This is a genomic window from Alteromonas sp. WD8-37, assembly GCF_055326825.1.
Window position 1 is genome coordinate 49,712 of record NZ_JBUZOV010000007.1, and the last position, 15,593, is coordinate 65,304.

17 protein-coding genes are annotated in these 15,593 nt (G+C 52.9%); 14 read left to right on the top strand and 3 right to left on the bottom strand.

Going from position 1 to position 15,593, the window contains the following annotated elements; all coding sequences use genetic code 11:
• The first annotated feature begins 22 nt into the window (after nucleotides 1–22).
• The 9 genes from ACTUJZ_RS13845 (at nucleotide 23) to ACTUJZ_RS13885 (ending at nucleotide 7,972) form a co-directional block, all read left to right on the top strand.
• Nucleotides 23–1,363, top strand: coding sequence for a Na(+)-translocating NADH-quinone reductase subunit A (locus tag ACTUJZ_RS13845; RefSeq protein ID WP_463636926.1), 1,341 nt, complete (start codon nucleotides 23–25; stop codon nucleotides 1,361–1,363).
• A gap of 3 nt (nucleotides 1,364–1,366) precedes the next feature.
• Complete coding sequence (locus ACTUJZ_RS13850) at nucleotides 1,367–2,572, top strand: NADH:ubiquinone reductase (Na(+)-transporting) subunit B (protein WP_463636927.1); 1,206 nt, start codon at nucleotides 1,367–1,369, stop codon at nucleotides 2,570–2,572.
• Nucleotides 2,562–3,326 (top strand): Na(+)-translocating NADH-quinone reductase subunit C, encoded by a 765-nt coding sequence (locus tag ACTUJZ_RS13855; RefSeq protein WP_463636928.1) that lies wholly within the window; start codon nucleotides 2,562–2,564, stop codon nucleotides 3,324–3,326. The genes ACTUJZ_RS13850 and ACTUJZ_RS13855 overlap by 11 nt, the downstream gene beginning before the upstream one ends.
• Before the next feature lie 11 nt (nucleotides 3,327–3,337).
• Nucleotides 3,338–3,970, top strand: coding sequence for an NADH:ubiquinone reductase (Na(+)-transporting) subunit D (locus ACTUJZ_RS13860; protein ID WP_463636929.1), 633 nt, complete (start codon nucleotides 3,338–3,340; stop codon nucleotides 3,968–3,970).
• Nucleotides 3,971–3,973: 3 nt separating this feature from the next.
• Nucleotides 3,974–4,582, top strand: coding sequence for an NADH:ubiquinone reductase (Na(+)-transporting) subunit E (gene nqrE / locus ACTUJZ_RS13865; protein ID WP_463636930.1), 609 nt, complete (start codon nucleotides 3,974–3,976; stop codon nucleotides 4,580–4,582).
• Between the two features lie 21 nt (nucleotides 4,583–4,603).
• A complete protein-coding gene (nqrF, locus tag ACTUJZ_RS13870; RefSeq protein WP_463636931.1) occupies nucleotides 4,604–5,833 on the top strand; it encodes an NADH:ubiquinone reductase (Na(+)-transporting) subunit F in 1,230 nt (409 codons plus the stop codon).
• 64 nt (nucleotides 5,834–5,897) lie between these two features.
• Nucleotides 5,898–6,923 carry an FAD:protein FMN transferase gene (locus ACTUJZ_RS13875; RefSeq protein WP_463636932.1) on the top strand — a complete coding sequence of 342 codons (1,026 nt, stop codon included), beginning with the start codon at nucleotides 5,898–5,900 and terminating at the stop codon, nucleotides 6,921–6,923.
• 12 nt (nucleotides 6,924–6,935) lie between these two features.
• Nucleotides 6,936–7,169, top strand: a complete 234-nt coding sequence (gene nqrM / locus ACTUJZ_RS13880; protein WP_463636933.1) for a (Na+)-NQR maturation NqrM — start codon at nucleotides 6,936–6,938, stop codon at nucleotides 7,167–7,169.
• Between the two features lie 299 nt (nucleotides 7,170–7,468).
• Entirely contained in the window at nucleotides 7,469–7,972 is a 504-nt protein-coding gene (locus tag ACTUJZ_RS13885; protein ID WP_463636934.1) for a GAF domain-containing protein, read from the top strand.
• A gap of 10 nt (nucleotides 7,973–7,982) precedes the next feature.
• On the opposite strand, the gene ACTUJZ_RS13890 is transcribed toward ACTUJZ_RS13885, so the two are convergent.
• Nucleotides 7,983–8,714 carry a MauE/DoxX family redox-associated membrane protein gene (locus ACTUJZ_RS13890; RefSeq protein WP_463636935.1) on the bottom strand — a complete coding sequence of 244 codons (732 nt, stop codon included), beginning with the start codon at nucleotides 8,712–8,714 and terminating at the stop codon, nucleotides 7,983–7,985.
• A gap of 152 nt (nucleotides 8,715–8,866) precedes the next feature.
• On the opposite strand from ACTUJZ_RS13890, the gene ACTUJZ_RS13895 reads away from it, so the two are divergent.
• The 5 genes from ACTUJZ_RS13895 to ACTUJZ_RS13915 all read left to right on the top strand — a co-directional run bounded on the left by ACTUJZ_RS13895 (nucleotide 8,867) and on the right by ACTUJZ_RS13915 (nucleotide 12,871).
• A complete protein-coding gene (locus tag ACTUJZ_RS13895; RefSeq protein ID WP_463636936.1) occupies nucleotides 8,867–9,415 on the top strand; it encodes a YqhA family protein in 549 nt (182 codons plus the stop codon).
• An 82-nt stretch (nucleotides 9,416–9,497) separates the two neighbouring features.
• Nucleotides 9,498–10,574: a DNA polymerase IV gene (gene dinB, locus ACTUJZ_RS13900; protein WP_463636937.1), complete on the top strand. Its 1,077-nt coding sequence runs from the start codon at nucleotides 9,498–9,500 to the stop codon at nucleotides 10,572–10,574.
• A 3-nt stretch (nucleotides 10,575–10,577) separates the two neighbouring features.
• Nucleotides 10,578–10,847 carry a DUF1653 domain-containing protein gene (locus ACTUJZ_RS13905; RefSeq protein WP_463636938.1) on the top strand — a complete coding sequence of 90 codons (270 nt, stop codon included), beginning with the start codon at nucleotides 10,578–10,580 and terminating at the stop codon, nucleotides 10,845–10,847.
• Between the two features lie 72 nt (nucleotides 10,848–10,919).
• Nucleotides 10,920–11,741, top strand: coding sequence for an MBL fold metallo-hydrolase (locus ACTUJZ_RS13910; RefSeq protein WP_463637004.1), 822 nt, complete (start codon nucleotides 10,920–10,922; stop codon nucleotides 11,739–11,741).
• 35 nt (nucleotides 11,742–11,776) lie between these two features.
• The gene (locus tag ACTUJZ_RS13915; protein WP_463636939.1) at nucleotides 11,777–12,871 is read left to right on the top strand and encodes an MBL fold metallo-hydrolase; all 1,095 of its coding nucleotides are present in this window, start codon (nucleotides 11,777–11,779) and stop codon (nucleotides 12,869–12,871) included.
• On the opposite strand, the gene ACTUJZ_RS13920 is transcribed toward ACTUJZ_RS13915, so the two are convergent.
• Nucleotides 12,868–14,526, bottom strand: a complete 1,659-nt coding sequence (locus ACTUJZ_RS13920) for an amidohydrolase (protein WP_463636940.1) — start codon at nucleotides 14,524–14,526, stop codon at nucleotides 12,868–12,870. The two genes, ACTUJZ_RS13915 and ACTUJZ_RS13920, sit on opposite strands and share 4 nt — an antisense overlap.
• The gene (locus ACTUJZ_RS13925; RefSeq protein ID WP_463637005.1) at nucleotides 14,526–15,530 is read right to left on the bottom strand and encodes a serine/threonine dehydratase; all 1,005 of its coding nucleotides are present in this window, start codon (nucleotides 15,528–15,530) and stop codon (nucleotides 14,526–14,528) included. Before ACTUJZ_RS13925 ends, ACTUJZ_RS13920 begins: the two co-directional genes overlap by 1 nt.
• Between the last annotated feature and the right edge of the window lie 63 nt (nucleotides 15,531–15,593).

Sequence of the window (15,593 nt, forward strand, 5' to 3'; positions counted from 1 at the left end):
TATTAGAGTAGTGCGATTACATATGATTAAAATCAAGAAAGGTCTCGACCTCCCGATAAAGGGAGCGCCTGAGCAGACTATTTCCGATGGGAATACTGCGACGCGCGTTGCCATTCTGGGCGAAGAATATGTAGGTATGCGGCCTACCATGCACATCCAGGTTGGCGACACTGTGAAAAAAGGCCAGGTTCTTTTTGAAGACAAAAAGAACCCCGGTGTTAAATTCACAGCGCCAGCTGCCGGTGAAGTGGTAGAAGTAAACCGCGGTGCCAAACGTGTTCTGCAGTCTGTGGTAATTAAAATCAACGGTAACGACAGTGTTGCGTTCGACAAGATTGCTGCTGACAAGATCGCCGGTAGCAAACGCGAAGAATTACAGGAGTTGCTGGTAGAGTCAGGCATGTGGACAGCGTTAAGAACGCGTCCTTATAGCAAAGTGCCTGAGGTGGGCAGCACCCCGCATTCTATTTTTGTGACCGCGATGGATACCAATCCGCTGGCGGCCGACCCGACGTTAATTATCGGCGAACGTGAAGACGATTTTGTTAATGGTCTGAACGCGCTGACAGCCTTGACCGACGGCAAGGTGTTTGTGTGTAAAGCACCGGGTGCAAACGTACCTACCGGCAGTGCCAAAGTTGATGTCGAAGAGTTCGGCGGCCCGCATCCAGCCGGCTTGCCAGGAACCCATATCCACTTTTTGGACGCCGTGGGCAATGCCAAAAAAGTCTGGCACATCGGTTACCAGGACGTCATGGCGATCGGTGCCTTGTTGACCAGCGGTGAGCTGGACAACCGTCGCGTTGTCGCGATTGGCGGCCCGGCGGCGAATAAGCCACGGTTAGTGCGTACCATGATTGGTGCCGACATCGAAGAGCTGATCGACAACGAAATCGCTGATGGTGAAGTGCGGGTTATTTCCGGCTCGGTTCTAAATGGTACCACCGCCCAGGGCGTACATGCCTTTTTAGGCCGCTATCACACTCAGGTCTCAGTATTAAAAGAAGGCCGTGAGAAAACACTATTTGGCTGGCTGGCGCCAGGCAAAGATAAGCATTCGATCACCCGTGCCTATACCGGGCATATCACTGATCAAAAGTTTGCTATGACAACAACCACCAATGGTTCCGAACGTTCAATGGTTCCAATTGGTAGTCATTATGAACGCGTTATGCCTCTGGACATTCTGCCCGTGTTATTGCTACGGGACCTGATTGCCGGTGATACAGACAGTGCTCAGACGTTAGGTTGCCTCGAGTTGGATGAAGAAGATTTGGCGCTGTGTACCTATGTATGCCCCGGCAAATACAATTATGGTCCGATTCTACGCAATGTATTGACCACTATTGAGAAAGAGGGTTAAGTCATGGGTTTGAAAGCGTATTTAGAAAAAATCGAACCAAACTTTGAACCGGGCGGTAAGCACGAAAAGTGGTATGCGTTGTATGAAGCAGCCGCCACCATCTTCTACACGCCGGGTAAAGTCAACAAGGCCAGCACCCACGTCCGTGACAGCATCGATCTGAAGCGGATCATGATCACGGTATGGGCGTGCACCTTCCCTGCCATGTTCTATGGTATGTACAACATTGGTAATCAGGCTAACCAGGCGATTGTTGCCGGTGCTGGCACACTGCCAGATGCATGGCAGGCAGCCCTGTTTGCCGGTCTGGGCGGTCAGTTAGGGCCGGATGCCGGTTGGGCCACCCTGATGCTTTATGGTGCCTGTTTCTGGTTACCTATTTATGCGGTCACCTTTGTGGTGGGCGGCTTCTGGGAAGTGTTGTTTGCTTCGGTGCGTAAGCACGAAGTCAACGAAGGCTTCTTTGTTACCTCGGTACTCTTTGCCCTGACATTGCCTGCGACCATTCCATTGTGGCAGGTGGCGCTGGGTATCACCTTTGGTGTGGTCATTGCCAAAGAAGTCTTTGGCGGTACCGGCCGTAACTTCTTAAACCCGGCGCTTTCAGCGCGGGCATTCCTGTACTTTGCCTACCCGGCGCAAATCTCTGGTGACCAAGTGTGGGTAGCGGCAGATGGTTATTCCGGTGCAACCTGGTTAAGCAAAGCAGCGTCTGGCGACATGGATTACGGTAACACCGAATTGTGGTGGGACTCGTTCTTTGGTGCCATTCCTGGTTCGGCCGGTGAAGTGTCAACCCTGGCTATCATTTTAGGCGGCCTGGTGATCATGTACATGGGTATTGCCAGCTGGCGTATTGTGGCCGGTGTCGGTCTGGGTGTGGCGTTTTTCTCCACGCTGTTGAACCTGATTGGCAGTGATACCAATCCGATGTTTGCGATGCCGGTGTACTGGCACTTTGTTATCGGCGGCCTGGCGTTTGCCACCTTCTTTATGGCCACCGACCCGGTATCTGCGTCTTTTACCGACAAAGGAAAGTGGGCATACGGTATCTTCATTGGCTTTATGACGGTTCTGATCCGTGTGCTGAACCCAGCGTTCCCTGAAGGGGTCATGTTAGCCATTCTGTTTGCTAACCTGTGGGCGCCATTGTTCGATTACTTTGTCGCACAAAGCAATATCAAGCGGAGGATTGCTCGTGTCAGCTAAAAAAGATTCTTTAGGAAAAACAGTCGGCGTTGTAGTTGCTGTCTGTCTGGTGTGTTCCATCGTGGTTTCTGGCGCGGCTGTTGGCCTGCGTCAGATTCAGCAAGCGAACAAAGAGCTGGATAAGCAAACCAACATCCTGACCGCCGCAGGTCTGTATAAAGCAGGCATGAGCAGCGATGAAATTCGTAGCACTTACGATGACAACATCGAGCGTCGCTATGTGGATCTGAAAACTGGTGAATTTACTGAGCAGCCCGCGCCGGATTACGATATGTACAAGGCCGCCAAGCAAACCGAAATGAGCCAAAAGGTCGTTAACAGCAATGTTGGCTTCCAGCGCCGCGCCAATGTGGCCAGCGTGTGGCTGGTAAAAGATGACAGCGGTGAGGTTAACCGCGTGATCATGCCCGTTCACGGTAGTGGTTTGTGGGATCTGATGTATGGCTTTTTGGCGGTGGATGCCGATGGCAAAACCATTCGCGAACTGATCTATTACCAACAGGCAGAAACGCCGGGACTGGGTGGCGAAGTGCAAAACCCGAACTGGCAGGAAAAGTGGGATGGCAAAAAATTGTACAAAGATGGCGAAGTGGCTATCGATGTAACAAAAGGTGCGAACCCAACCGACCCGTATGAAATCGATGCGTTATCTGGTGCAACACTGACCAGCAACGGCGTTGAAAATACAATTCAATATTGGGCTGGTCCAAATGGCTTTGGTGAGTTTCTGAAAAACCAAGCCTGGCGGTCATAAGGGGTATTATCGTGGCAGACGTAAAAGAAATGAAAAAGGCCCTCTTTGGGCCGATTCTAGACAACAACCCGATTGCCTTACAGGTATTGGGCATTTGTTCCGCCCTGGCGATTACCACCAAGCTGGAGACAGCTTTGGTAATGTCATTGGCACTTACCAGCGTAGTAGCATTTTCCAACTTGTTTATCTCGCTGATTCGAAACCAGATTCCGTCTAGCGTACGGATCATTATTCAGATGACCATCATTGCCTCACTGGTAATCGTGGTAGACCAGATTTTGCGGGCTTACACCTATGAAATCTCTAAGCAGCTGTCGGTTTTCGTCGGTTTGATCATCACCAACTGTATTGTAATGGGCCGGGCTGAGGCCTATGCCATGAAGAGCCCACCGCTGATGAGCTTCTTAGACGGTATTGGTAATGGTCTGGGCTACTCGTTCATCCTGATCTGTATCGGTGTGATCAAGGAACTGTTTGGTTTCGGTACCATCCTGGGCTTTGAAATTTTACCAGTGGTGCAAAACGGTGGCTGGTATCAGGGCAACGGTCTGTTAATCCTGCCGTTTAGCTCATTCTTCCTGATTGGTGGTATGGTGTGGTTTATCCGTACTATTCGCCCAGAGCAAGTAGAGCCTAAGGAGTAAGACATGGAACATTATATTTCTCTATTTGTTCGTTCTGTTTTTATCGAGAACATGGCGTTATCACTGTTTTTAGGGATGTGTACGTTCCTGGCAGTATCAAAGAAAGTTAAGACAGCCATGGGTCTGGGCGCTGCGGTTATCGTGGTACTGGGCATCTCAGTACCGGTAAACCAGGTGATTTATGTCAATGTATTAGCTCCTGGTGCACTGGCGTGGGCAGGCTTCCCGGATGCTGACTTAAGCTTCCTGAACTTTCTGACCTTCATCGGTGTTATTGCAGCATTGGTACAGATCCTGGAAATGAGCCTGGATAAGTTTTTCCCTGCGCTGTACAACGCGCTGGGTATCTTTTTACCGTTGATTACCGTGAACTGTGCCATCTTCGGTGGTGTTGCCTTTGCGGTGCAGCGTGAATATAACTTTGGCGAAAGCATCGTCTATGGTGTGGGCTCCGGTGTGGGCTGGGCACTGGCGATTGTGCTGCTTGCCGCGGTTCGTGAGAAGCTGAAGTACGCGGATATGCCTGACGGTGTACGCGGACTGGGCTCTGTCTTTATGATTGCAGGTCTGATGGCACTGGGCTTCCAGTCGTTCACCGGTATTGCGCTGTAATCTGGCTAAGGAGCATTAGTAATGAATATTGAGATCTTCCTTGGCGTCGGCATGTTTATTGTCATCGTACTGGCGCTGGTTTTCATTATCATGTTTGCAAAATCACGCCTGGTTCCATCCGGCGATGTGCAAATTCTGATTAACGATGATCCGGACAAAGCTATTAAGACGCAGCCAGGCGGTAAACTGCTGGGTGCGCTGGCCGAAGCGGGTATCTTTGTATCATCTGCCTGTGGTGGCGGTGGCTCATGTGGCCAGTGCCGGGTAGATGTAAAATCAGGCGGCGGTGAAGTACTGCCGACTGAGTTGGACCACATCACCAAGCGTGAAGCGCGTGAAGGCTGCCGCTTGTCGTGTCAGGTGGCTGTGAAGCAAGACATGGAAATTGAATTGCCAGAAGAAGTCTTTGGTATCAAGAAGTGGGACTGTGAGGTTATCTCGAATAACAACCAGGCTACCTTTATCAAAGAATTGAAGCTGAAAATTCCTAACGGTGAGAGCGTACCGTTCCGCGCCGGCGGCTATATTCAGATTGAAGCGCCACCGCACCATGTTAAGTACAAAGACTTTGATATCCCGAAAGAGTATCACGGTGACTGGGAGCGTTTTGGCTTCTTTGACATCGAATCAAAAGTGGATGAAGAAGTGATCCGTGCTTACTCCATGGCTAACTATCCGGAAGAAGAAGGCATCATCATGCTAAACGTTCGGATCGCCACGCCGCCGCCAAACAACTTAAGCCTGCCAGCCGGTAAGATGTCTTCTTACATCTGGAGCTTAAAAGAAGGTGACAAGGCAACAATCTCCGGGCCATTTGGTGAGTTCTATGCCAAAGAAACCGACAATGAGATGGTATTTGTTGGTGGTGGTGCTGGCATGGCACCAATGCGCTCGCACATTTTTGACCAGCTGCGTCGGATTAAAACCGACCGTAAGATCTCATTCTGGTATGGCGCACGTTCATTGCGTGAGATGTTCTATACCGAAGATTTTGACGAGCTGGCCGAAGAAAATGACAACTTCCAATGGCATGTGGCATTATCCGACCCGCAGCCAGAAGACAACTGGGAAGGGTACACCGGGTTTATTCACCAGGTATTGCTGGAGAATTACCTAAAAGACCACCCCGCTCCGGAAGATTGTGAATTCTACATGTGTGGTCCGCCGATGATGAACGCGGCAGTCATCAACATGCTCAAAGATTTGGGTGTGGAAGATGAAAATATCATGCTTGATGACTTTGGCGGCTAAGCCCGCAACATAATTACAAAAAGGGGCGGCGACGCCCCTTTTTTTATTGATAAGGAAAGGCAAGGTGAACAAACAATTGAAGGCTTGGGCCGGGTTGTGCCTGGCGTTGCTTGCCCTGGTAGCCTGCAGCGAGCAGCCTGCGCCGGTGGTGCATCTTAGTGGCAGCACCATGGGCACCACCTACAATGTCAAATATGTGGTGGCCGACGGGGCAGAACCGGTAGCTGATCTGCAGCAAAAACTGGACAACCGGCTGGTACGCATTAACGAACTGATGTCGACCTATGATCCGCAGTCACAGTTATCACGCTTTAACCAGTATCGGTATACCGATACCTTTGCGGTAGACGATGAAGTACGGACTGTGGTGGCTGAAGCCAAGCGCTTAGGAGATATGAGCCAGCAGGTGCTGGATATCACGGTGGGACCGCTGGTGAATTTGTGGGGCTTTGGGCCCAATAAAAGGCCGGAAACCATACCTAGTGCCGAGCAAATCACCGAGGTTCGAGAGTATGTCGGGCTGGATAAAATTGCGGTCACAGAAAAAGGGCTTAAGAAGCAGCACCCGATGGTGTATGTGGACTTGTCGACCATCGCTAAAGGCTACGGTGTGGATGAACTGGCCCGTATGCTGGAAGCCCACGATATCCATGATTTTCTAGTGGAAATCGGCGGCGAAATGCGGGTCAAGGGACAGCGCGGTAATGGCGACCCCTGGATGATTGCCATTGAAAAGCCGGTATCAACGGAACGTGCAGTACAAAAAATTGTCTCAGTGGGTACCAATGCCATAGCAACTTCTGGCGACTATCGTAATTATTTTGAACAAGACGGCGTGCGTTATTCGCATTTGATTGACCCACGTACCGGTAACCCCATCAGTCACAATCTGGTGGCTGTGACCGTAGTGGCGCCGTCTTCTATGACCGCAGATGGCCTGGCCACGGCTCTTATTGTAATGGGCTGGGATGAAGCCAAAGCGCTGGCAGAACGCGAAGATCTTGCGGTTTTGTTGATTCGTCATCAGGACGGCGAATTTGAAGAATACACATCACCGGCGTTTGAGTCGGCGGTGACCATTTACAATTAATCAGGTGGTGTTATGACAACCTTTATCTTAGCCTTTGTCTTTTTTCTGGCCATGGTGTTAGCGATGGCAGTGGGGTACTTGCTGCAACGTAAGACCATTTCTGGCAGCTGCGGCGGCTTAGGTGCCCTGGGCATCGAAAAAGCCTGTGACTGCCCTGAGCCGTGTGATCGGAAAAAAGCGCGTCAGGAAAAACAGGAAGCGCGTGAGGCCAAGCTCAAAGAGTGGAAAGAAAACCAAATCCTGTAAGACTGAGGCGCACCTACGGAGGTTCTTAATCAAGCCTGGCAGCTGCGGTTGCCGGGCTTTTTTTATGACCAGGTAAAGTATTGTCCCAGGCAGGTTAAAAAAAATCCAGCGTGAGCAATACGCGCCGATCTGATATGCTCAATCACTGGTATCATAATTGATGATGCGCAGTGCTGGTGACGCAACGCTACTGGGACACTGCATCACAATTGGAAAGTCACATGGACTAGTGTATACGCCTGGTGCTGAGTATGGCAGGGTGGGCGCATAAAGATAGTTACGACCCCTAGGAGCCACTAATGGCTACGCAACCCATTGTTCCGCATGAAGAAGCCCGGCTGGCAGCATTGCACCGGCTCGGTATTTTAGACACGCCGCCCGAAGCGCGTTTTGACGTGCTCACCGCGGTAGCACAGCATGAATTTGACTGCAAAACCTGCCTCATCAGCCTGGTCTCGGAAGACCGTCAGTGGTTTAAGTCCCGCCAGGGCATGGATAAAAAAGAAACCCCGCGCAATATCTCGTTTTGCACCTATGCCATTGCTGAAGAAGAAATGCTGGTTGTGCCTGATACCCATGACGATTTTCGATTCAAAAACAACAAGCTGGTGCAGGGCCCGCCGTATATCCGGTCGTATGCCGGAGTGATTTTGCATTCGCCCGATGGCTATGAAATTGGCACTTTTTGCCTGATCCACGATGAGGTGCGCCACTACAGCAAAAGCCAGTTGCAGCGCTTAAAGCAATTCGCCATTGCGGTGGAGTTGGAAATTGCGGCCAATCCTGAGTTTGACCGCAACTAGTCTGGCTTGTTTACTGGCTTAGCATCAGTAACGCGCCGCCTACCATAAATAAGTTTTCAGTGAGTGACACAAAGCCTAACGGCACATTGCTATCGCCACCCACGCAGGCGCATTTGAGCGAGCGCTTATCGATATACACCGCTTTAAACACCGACACAGCCCCGATGGTCCCAATGAATAAGCCCACTGGTGCCACCAGCCAGGCTGGCCAGGCAGCTACCATGCCCAAGCCGGCGTAGGCTTCTGCAAACGGGTACACATAGCCGTATCGCACATGGCGCATGGCCAGCAAATCATAGGTGATAAACGAATTTAAAAAGCTGTCCAGGTCACGCAGTTTTTGCACGGCCAGCAGCACCATTGCCATCCCGATAAACAGCATCAGACTGCGGACGCTGATAATTGCCCCACCAATACCAAACTGCACCGCCAGGGCCAATAATAACGCCACTGCAAAGATCACCAGCACTGGCGTATAAGTGGTGCCGCTCTGGCCTGCTTGGCCTTTATTAAAATACTCGCGCAAGGCGTCGTAGCCCCCCACGCGCTCGCCATCAATAAAGGTTTGCGGCGTAGTTTTGACCCCGTGTTTTTCTTTAAAGGTGTCAACTTCGTCACGGCTGGTGAGGGTGTGATCTTCCACCGTGAAGCCGTTACGCTCAAGCAGATCCTTGGAGCGCAGCCCAAACGGGCAAATATGATCGTGCATGGACATGCGATACAGTTTTGCGGTTTTTGCCATTGTCGCCTCCTGTGCTGGGTAAGTTTTAAGCTGGGATGCTGTGTTTTAAACCAAGCCATTGTAGAATCAGATCATTACTGAGCACAGTCGGGCATAAAATGCTGTCTCAAAAGCTGTGCTCTAGCATTTTTCAATAAGGTAAAAACAACGGAATGAAAAAAGATATTGCCCCGCAAACCGTGTCGGCCACCGAGCGCCGCTTTGAGCATTTTTTATGGAGCGCCCGGCTGCTGGTGATGCTGGCGGTGGTGCCCAGCCTGTTTGGCGCATTGCTGTTATTTGTGATTGGCACCGTGGATATCATCTCGGTGATGATGACCTCGGTCAAATATTACTTTTTCGACGGCGCAATCGACATTCACGATACCGTGGTGCCTAATATTATTATCGCCATTGATATTTATCTGATTGCTGTCGTTTTGCTGATTTTTGGCACCGGCATTTACCGGCTGTTTGTGTCGCCCATTGACCAGGCGGAGGAACATGCGCCTTCACACCCGTTTAATGTGCATTCCTTTGACCAACTTAAAGACAAAATTGCCCGGGTGGTGATTTTGGCGGTGATCATCGAATTTTTCCGCGCAGTGGTTGATATCAGCTTTCAAACCCCGCTGGATGCTATCTACCTGGCTGTATCAATTTTAGCCTTGGCGGCGGGCTTATACCTGATGAGCCATGCCCATCGCAATAATGATCACTGACGGTTAAGGCCGCCTTAGCGGGTGCATTCATAACCAACTCGGTTTACAATACTGGCTATGTGTACAGGTAAGGTAAGCCCTGGTGCGTAAAATCATTCATGTGGACATGGATTGCTTCTATGCCGCGGTGGAGATGCGGGACAATCCCAAGCTGCGTGATGTGCCACTGGCCATCGGCGGCAGTTCAGACCGTCGTGGGGTGATTTCGACCTGTAATTATCCGGCGCGCCAGTATGGCGTGCGCTCAGCCATGGCCACCGCCTACGCCCTTCGCCTGTGCCCCAACCTGGTGATGGTGCGCGGGCGCATGGAACTGTATGTTAAAGAATCGCAGCGCATTCGTGAGATTTTTGCCGATTACACCGATCTGATAGAGCCGCTGTCACTGGATGAGGCCTACCTGGATGTTACTGACTCTACGCTGTTCAATGGCAGCGCGACCCTGATCGCCCAAGATATTCGCCAGCGCATCGCCCGTGAAACCGGGTTAACGGCCTCAGCGGGCGTAGCGCCGTGTAAATTTGTGGCCAAGGTGGCCAGCGATGAAAACAAGCCCGACGGGCAGTGTGTGGTCCCGCCCGATCAGGTGGATGAGTTTGTGCGCGCCATGGCGTTGGAAAAAATCCCCGGGGTCGGTAAAGTTACGCTGCAAAAGCTGCACCGGATGGGCCTGACCACTTGCCAGGAAGTGCGCGAATATCCGTTTGAGCGTATTCAAAAAGCGCTGGGCAAATTTGGCACTGTATTGTGGGACCGGGCCCACGGCATTGATGAGCGGCCGGTCAATGTAACTCGCGAGCGCAAGTCTATCGGCGTGGAACGCACCCTGCACGAAGATATTCATAGTCTTGCCGAATGCCAGGAGATATTGCCACGGCTGCTGGAAAAACTGCAGGAACGGATTGAGGCACACCAGGTCAAACACACCCAGGGCAAGCCGGTGCGGATCCGCAGCCAAGGGGTTAAACTTAAATTCAGCGATTTTCAGCTGACCACGGTCGAACATCGCCATCATCAGCTGGACAGTGCCTTTTTTGATGAGCTACTGCGCGAAGCCTTTTTACGTGCCGATGGCCGGGGGATCCGGCTGGTCGGTGTGCACATCGGGCTGGCTGAAGCCAGCCCGGTGGAACAATTACGATTACCCTTTGAGGAGTAGCTTATGACAGCGACTGTAGAGCCGGGGATTTATTTGCATTATAAAGGCCGTTATTACCATGTGTATGATGTGGCCCGTCATTCCGAGGATGAAAGCGACTATGTGGTCTACCGGCCGGACTATGGCGACCAGAGGCTATGGGTGCGGCCGGTGAGCATGTTTAGCGAAACCGTACAGGTCAATGGTGAAACATTACCCCGTTTTAAGTATATCGGCCCGCTGCCGGCAGAGCACCAAACTGATCTGAACCTTCCTAACACGCATACTGGTTAAATCGACTCTGATACAGGTACTGCGAACGTGAACAAAGGATGGGTGACGCCGCTGATAGGCGGGCTGGTAAGCATGGGCTTAAGTATCAACGTCATGGCACAGGATCGTTTTGCCGATGTGAAAATAAGCCATACCGCGCTGTCGGGCTCGGTGCACATGCTGCAAGGGCAGGGCGGTAATATCGGCGTGTCGGCGGGCGATGATGGTATTCTGATCATCGATGATCAGTTTGAGCCTCTGGCAGAAAAAATTGCTGCTGCCCTGGGCGAATTGGGCAGCAAGAAGCCTAAATTTATTATCAACACCCATTTTCACGGCGACCATACCGGCAGTAATGCCTGGTTTCACGAGCATGCCGACAGCACCATTCTGGCACATCAAAATGTCCGAGTGCGGCTGGCCGGCGATGATCAGCAGCCGGCTTCTGCACTGCCGGTAATCACCTACCAGGATGGCATCAACATTCATTTTAACGATGAAACATTGCATGTGTGGCATTTAGGCAGTGGCCATACCGATGGGGATTCGGTGGTGTGGTTTGAACAGCCAGATATTTTGCATACTGGCGATTTATTTTTTAACGAACGCTTTCCGTTTATTGACCTTCAATCCGGCGGCACGGTGGATGGCTATATCAAGGCGGTAAAAAGCTTATTGGATAAAGTCAGTGACACCACCACCATCATTCCCGGGCACGGGCCGCTGGCCAGCAAGCAGGATTATCAGGCGTTTTTGGATATGATTGAAACCACCCGCGCATTTGTGCTGGAGCATAAAAACCAGGGTAAACCGGTGGACGCCATTATCAGCCAGGGCCTGCCGGCTGAATTTAAATCCTGGAGCTGGGGCTTTATCGACGAAGCCAAGTGGATCCGTACACTGTATAACGGATAACCGCGGATGCAGTGGCTGGCCTGCCGGGGCGGTGAATGAGAGCCTTGTGGATTGTGGCACTGGTGGTGCTAAGTCTGGTCGGCGCGGGCTGGGTGCTGAATCAGTGGCTGGTGACCCCACCGAACGGCCCTTTTGAGACAGCCAATTATCAGAATGGACGCTTTGTAAACCAACCTGCAATTACCGAGCGCGCTTCTTTTATCTTTTTACGCATTGCGTACAAACGCCTGACCGACGAGCGTACCGCTGCGCGCCCGGCTCAGCCTTTGCCGGTAAAGCGGCTCAGCCGACAGGCGCTGTTAGATTTGCCCCGTCAGGGGATCTTTGTGGTCAAACTGGTGCATTCCACCGTGCTGCTTAAAGTAAACGGCGAGTTTTGGCTGGTTGACCCGATCTTCTCTGAGCGCGCCTCGCCGGTTAGCTTTGCCGGCCCTGAGCGATTTCATCCGTTGCCCCTCGACCCGGTAGATTTACCGCCCATTGACCGGGTCCTGATTTCCCACAATCATTACGATCATCTGGATAAAAACACCATTGCTCTGCTTGCCGCCCATACCCCGCAATATTATGTGCCTTTGGGCGTAACCGCGCAGCTTTCCGCCTGGGGCGTGGCGGCTGATGCCATCACCACACTAAACTGGCATGAGCAGGCTACCGCCGGGCCGGCGAAAGTAACCCTGACACCGTCTCAGCATTTTTCCGGACGCGGGTTTACCGATCGCAATAAGACGTTATGGGGCTCGTATGTGGTGGCCACCGCCAGCCAGCGGGTGTTTTTTAGTGGCGACTCGGGCTATTTTGACGGCTTCAAAAAGGTTGGCCAGCGCTACGGGCCGTTTGATTTAGCCTTTGTGGAAAGCGGCGCCTATGCCAGCCTATGGCCGCAGGTGCATATGACGCCAGCGCAAAGTGTGCAGGCTGCCAACGATTTGCAGGCTCGCTATTGGGTGCCGGTACATAACAGCAGTTTTGATTTGGCGTTTCACCCCTGGTATGCGCCATTAGAAGGCGTCAGCCAACATGTAGATAGTGGCGATGCCACACTGCTGACCCCGCAGTTTGGCCAGCTTATCAATGTGGCTAGCCCGCCTGCCACGTCGCGCTGGTGGCAGGCGGTCATGACACCTTAATCGGCGGTCTGCGAATATACCTTTTCGCCGGCCAGCCAGGTTTGTTGCACCTGGGTGCGCCAGATATCGGCTGGTTTTACCGCAAAAATATCCTGATCCACTAAAATAAAGTCCGCCCACTTGCCCGGTGTGAGAGTGCCCAGGGTGTCTTCCATATGGGCAGCATAAGCCGCATCCAGGGTAAAGCCTTTAAATGCCTGCTCAACGCTTAACGCTTCGTGCGCGTACCAGCCCTCAACCGGTTGGTTGTCCCGGTCCTGACGGGTGACCGCTGCATGAATACCATAAAATGGATTAGCGAGCTCCACCGGAAAGTCCGAGCCAAGCGGCAGTGCAATCCCTGACTCCAACAACGTCTGCCAGGCATAGGCACCTTCCATACGGGCTTTGCCTAAGCGGGCCTCGGCCATATTTTTATCGCTGGTAGCATGGGTTGGCTGCATGGAGGGCAATACCTGCAGACTGGCAAAGCGGGTCAGGTCCTTGGGCGCCACGACCTGGGCATGTTCAATCCGGTTGCGCAGATCCTGGCCGCCTACCTGTTTAAAAGTTTTCGCAAACTGGTCCAGTGCTAATCGGTTGGCCCGATCGCCAATGGCGTGGAAATTTAACTGAAAGCCAGCGCCGAGCACCTGTTCAAACAAACCCGGTAATGCCTCTGGCTGGGTCACCATTAAGCCTTGCTGATGCGGCGCATCAGCATAAGGTTCAAGCAATGCCGCGCCGCGGCTACCCAGGGCTCCGTCACCATAGGCTTTAACACTGCGAACAAACAGCATGTCCTGGTCGCCGCGCACCGGGCCATTGGCCAGCATGGCGGGCAGCTGGTCGTCGGTGGCGCTAAGCATGGCATAGATGCGCACCGGCAAGCGATTTTCTACCGCCCGGGCCAGATAAAATTGATAATCAGCATGGCTGATGCCGGCATCATGCATGGCGGTAATGCCCTGAGCCTGCAGATGCGCACCGGCAGCGGCCAGCTGGGCATCTCGCTGTGCAGTATCCGTGGTCGGCATGACCTTTTCCACCAAGGCCATGGCATTGTCAATCAGGATGCCGGTGGGCTCGCCGGCACTGTTACGCACAATTTGGCCACCCTTGGGATCCGGGGTATTTTTATCAATGCCGGCCAGCGCCAGTGCTTTGCTGTTGGCCCAGCCGGCATGGGCATCCACTCGCGTCAGCCACACCGGGCGTTGAGCAATTTTTTCATCCAGATCTGCTGCCTTGGGAAACGCTTTGTCTGACCACAGTTCCTGGTTCCAGCCACGTCCGGTGATCCATACATTGTCGCCATTGGCCAGGGCATAATCGGCGACTCGCTGCACGGCCTGGCTGGCACTGGTGGTATTACGCAGGTCTACTTCCAGCAAGTTGCTGCCCAGACCCAACATATGACCATGGGCATCAATCATGCCTGGCAGCATGGTGCGACCTTTACCATCCAGTACCCGATCCGCGCTTTGCTGACCTTGCGGGTCCAGCTCAGCCACTTTGCCATCGTCTACCAGTAAGCGGGAAAAGCGTACCAGCTCGCCCTGGTCGTTAAGCGTATAGCCATTAACATTTTGCACCAGCAGAGTGTCGGCTAGCGCGGTGCTGCTTAGCACACCAAAAACAGAGGCCGCCAGGGCCCGGGTCAGCAGGGTTTTCATTAGTCTTCTTCCTTTGCGGTGATCATGGGCGGTTGGAGTAAATAATCCTTTTGCCAGATTTTTTGCATAGTGGCCGCGCTGATGTTACCGCCGGATAACATCACCAGTGCGGTCTGGCCCGGTGGGTTTTCCACCGCCCAGGCCGCCACCGCCGCCATCGACATGGCGCTGGTGGGCTCTACATGCAGTTTCAGTAGATGTTGCAGCCACTGGGTCCAGTAGGCGATTTGAATCTCGTCCACCTCATAAAAATCATCCAGTTGCTGTAAAAAACCAAAGGTGTGCTCGCCCACACTGGGCGTCGCTGCACCATCGGCCAGGGTGTCGGGGGCCTGGGTTAACTGCTCAATCACCCCCGATTGTAATGACATCGCCGCATCGTTGGCTCGGGCTGGCTCGGCGCCAATAACCTTGGCGGTAGGGTTATAGCCGCGGGTGGCCAGCAGCGAGCCACTGAGCAAGCCACCCCCGCCACAGGGAGCAAAAACCGCATCAACCGCGTCAGCATCCTGTAAGGCTTCTAAGGTTGCTGTGCCCTGGCCGGTAATAATGTCCGGGTGATTAAATGGCGGCACCCACAAGGTCCCGGGCTGCTCGGCGGCGGCTGCCACAGCAGCATCGGCTTCCAGGCGCGTCTCGAACAGCGCCAGTTCGGCGCCGTAACTGCGAGTCGCCGCCGCTTTAATCGGGGAGATGGTATTAGCTGCAAAAATGGTGGCGGGTATCTGGTACTCGCGCGCTGCCCGCGCCACCGCCTGCGCATGGTTGCCGGAGCTGTTCGCCACCACGCGCTGCGGCAGGTTGCCAGCCTCGGCGCATTTGGCCAGCATGTTCAGCGCGCCACGAAATTTAAACGCCCCGATGTGCTGCAAACATTCGGCTTTAAAGATAATCCGATGGCCCAGCCAGCGGTTCAACAGCGACGACTCCATCAGCGGGGTACGCTGCACATGGCCGTCTAACCTGGCCTGCGCGGCCACAACATCATCATAGGTTGGTAACATCACACACTAATTATCCTAACAACTGTGTGACGTACCTTATCATCATGCTGTCGCCCGGGCGAG

What these genes read in the sequence shown, in the direction of transcription:
- nqrF (WP_463636931.1), top strand. Translation starts at nt 4,604, where the DNA reads ATGAATATTGAGATCTTCCTTGGCGTCGGCATGTTTATTGTCATCGTA.
- ACTUJZ_RS13925 (WP_463637005.1), bottom strand. Translation starts at nt 15,530, where the DNA reads ATGTTACCAACCTATGATGATGTTGTGGCCGCGCAGGCCAGGTTAGAC.
- ACTUJZ_RS13885 (WP_463636934.1), top strand. Translation starts at nt 7,469, where the DNA reads ATGGCTACGCAACCCATTGTTCCGCATGAAGAAGCCCGGCTGGCAGCA.
- nqrM (WP_463636933.1), top strand. Translation starts at nt 6,936, where the DNA reads ATGACAACCTTTATCTTAGCCTTTGTCTTTTTTCTGGCCATGGTGTTA.
- nqrE (WP_463636930.1), top strand. Translation starts at nt 3,974, where the DNA reads ATGGAACATTATATTTCTCTATTTGTTCGTTCTGTTTTTATCGAGAAC.
- ACTUJZ_RS13890 (WP_463636935.1), bottom strand. Translation starts at nt 8,714, where the DNA reads ATGGCAAAAACCGCAAAACTGTATCGCATGTCCATGCACGATCATATT.
- ACTUJZ_RS13845 (WP_463636926.1), top strand. Translation starts at nt 23, where the DNA reads ATGATTAAAATCAAGAAAGGTCTCGACCTCCCGATAAAGGGAGCGCCT.
- ACTUJZ_RS13920 (WP_463636940.1), bottom strand. Translation starts at nt 14,526, where the DNA reads ATGAAAACCCTGCTGACCCGGGCCCTGGCGGCCTCTGTTTTTGGTGTG.
- ACTUJZ_RS13905 (WP_463636938.1), top strand. Translation starts at nt 10,578, where the DNA reads ATGACAGCGACTGTAGAGCCGGGGATTTATTTGCATTATAAAGGCCGT.
- ACTUJZ_RS13915 (WP_463636939.1), top strand. Translation starts at nt 11,777, where the DNA reads ATGAGAGCCTTGTGGATTGTGGCACTGGTGGTGCTAAGTCTGGTCGGC.
- ACTUJZ_RS13895 (WP_463636936.1), top strand. Translation starts at nt 8,867, where the DNA reads ATGAAAAAAGATATTGCCCCGCAAACCGTGTCGGCCACCGAGCGCCGC.
- ACTUJZ_RS13910 (WP_463637004.1), top strand. Translation starts at nt 10,920, where the DNA reads ATGGGCTTAAGTATCAACGTCATGGCACAGGATCGTTTTGCCGATGTG.
- ACTUJZ_RS13850 (WP_463636927.1), top strand. Translation starts at nt 1,367, where the DNA reads ATGGGTTTGAAAGCGTATTTAGAAAAAATCGAACCAAACTTTGAACCG.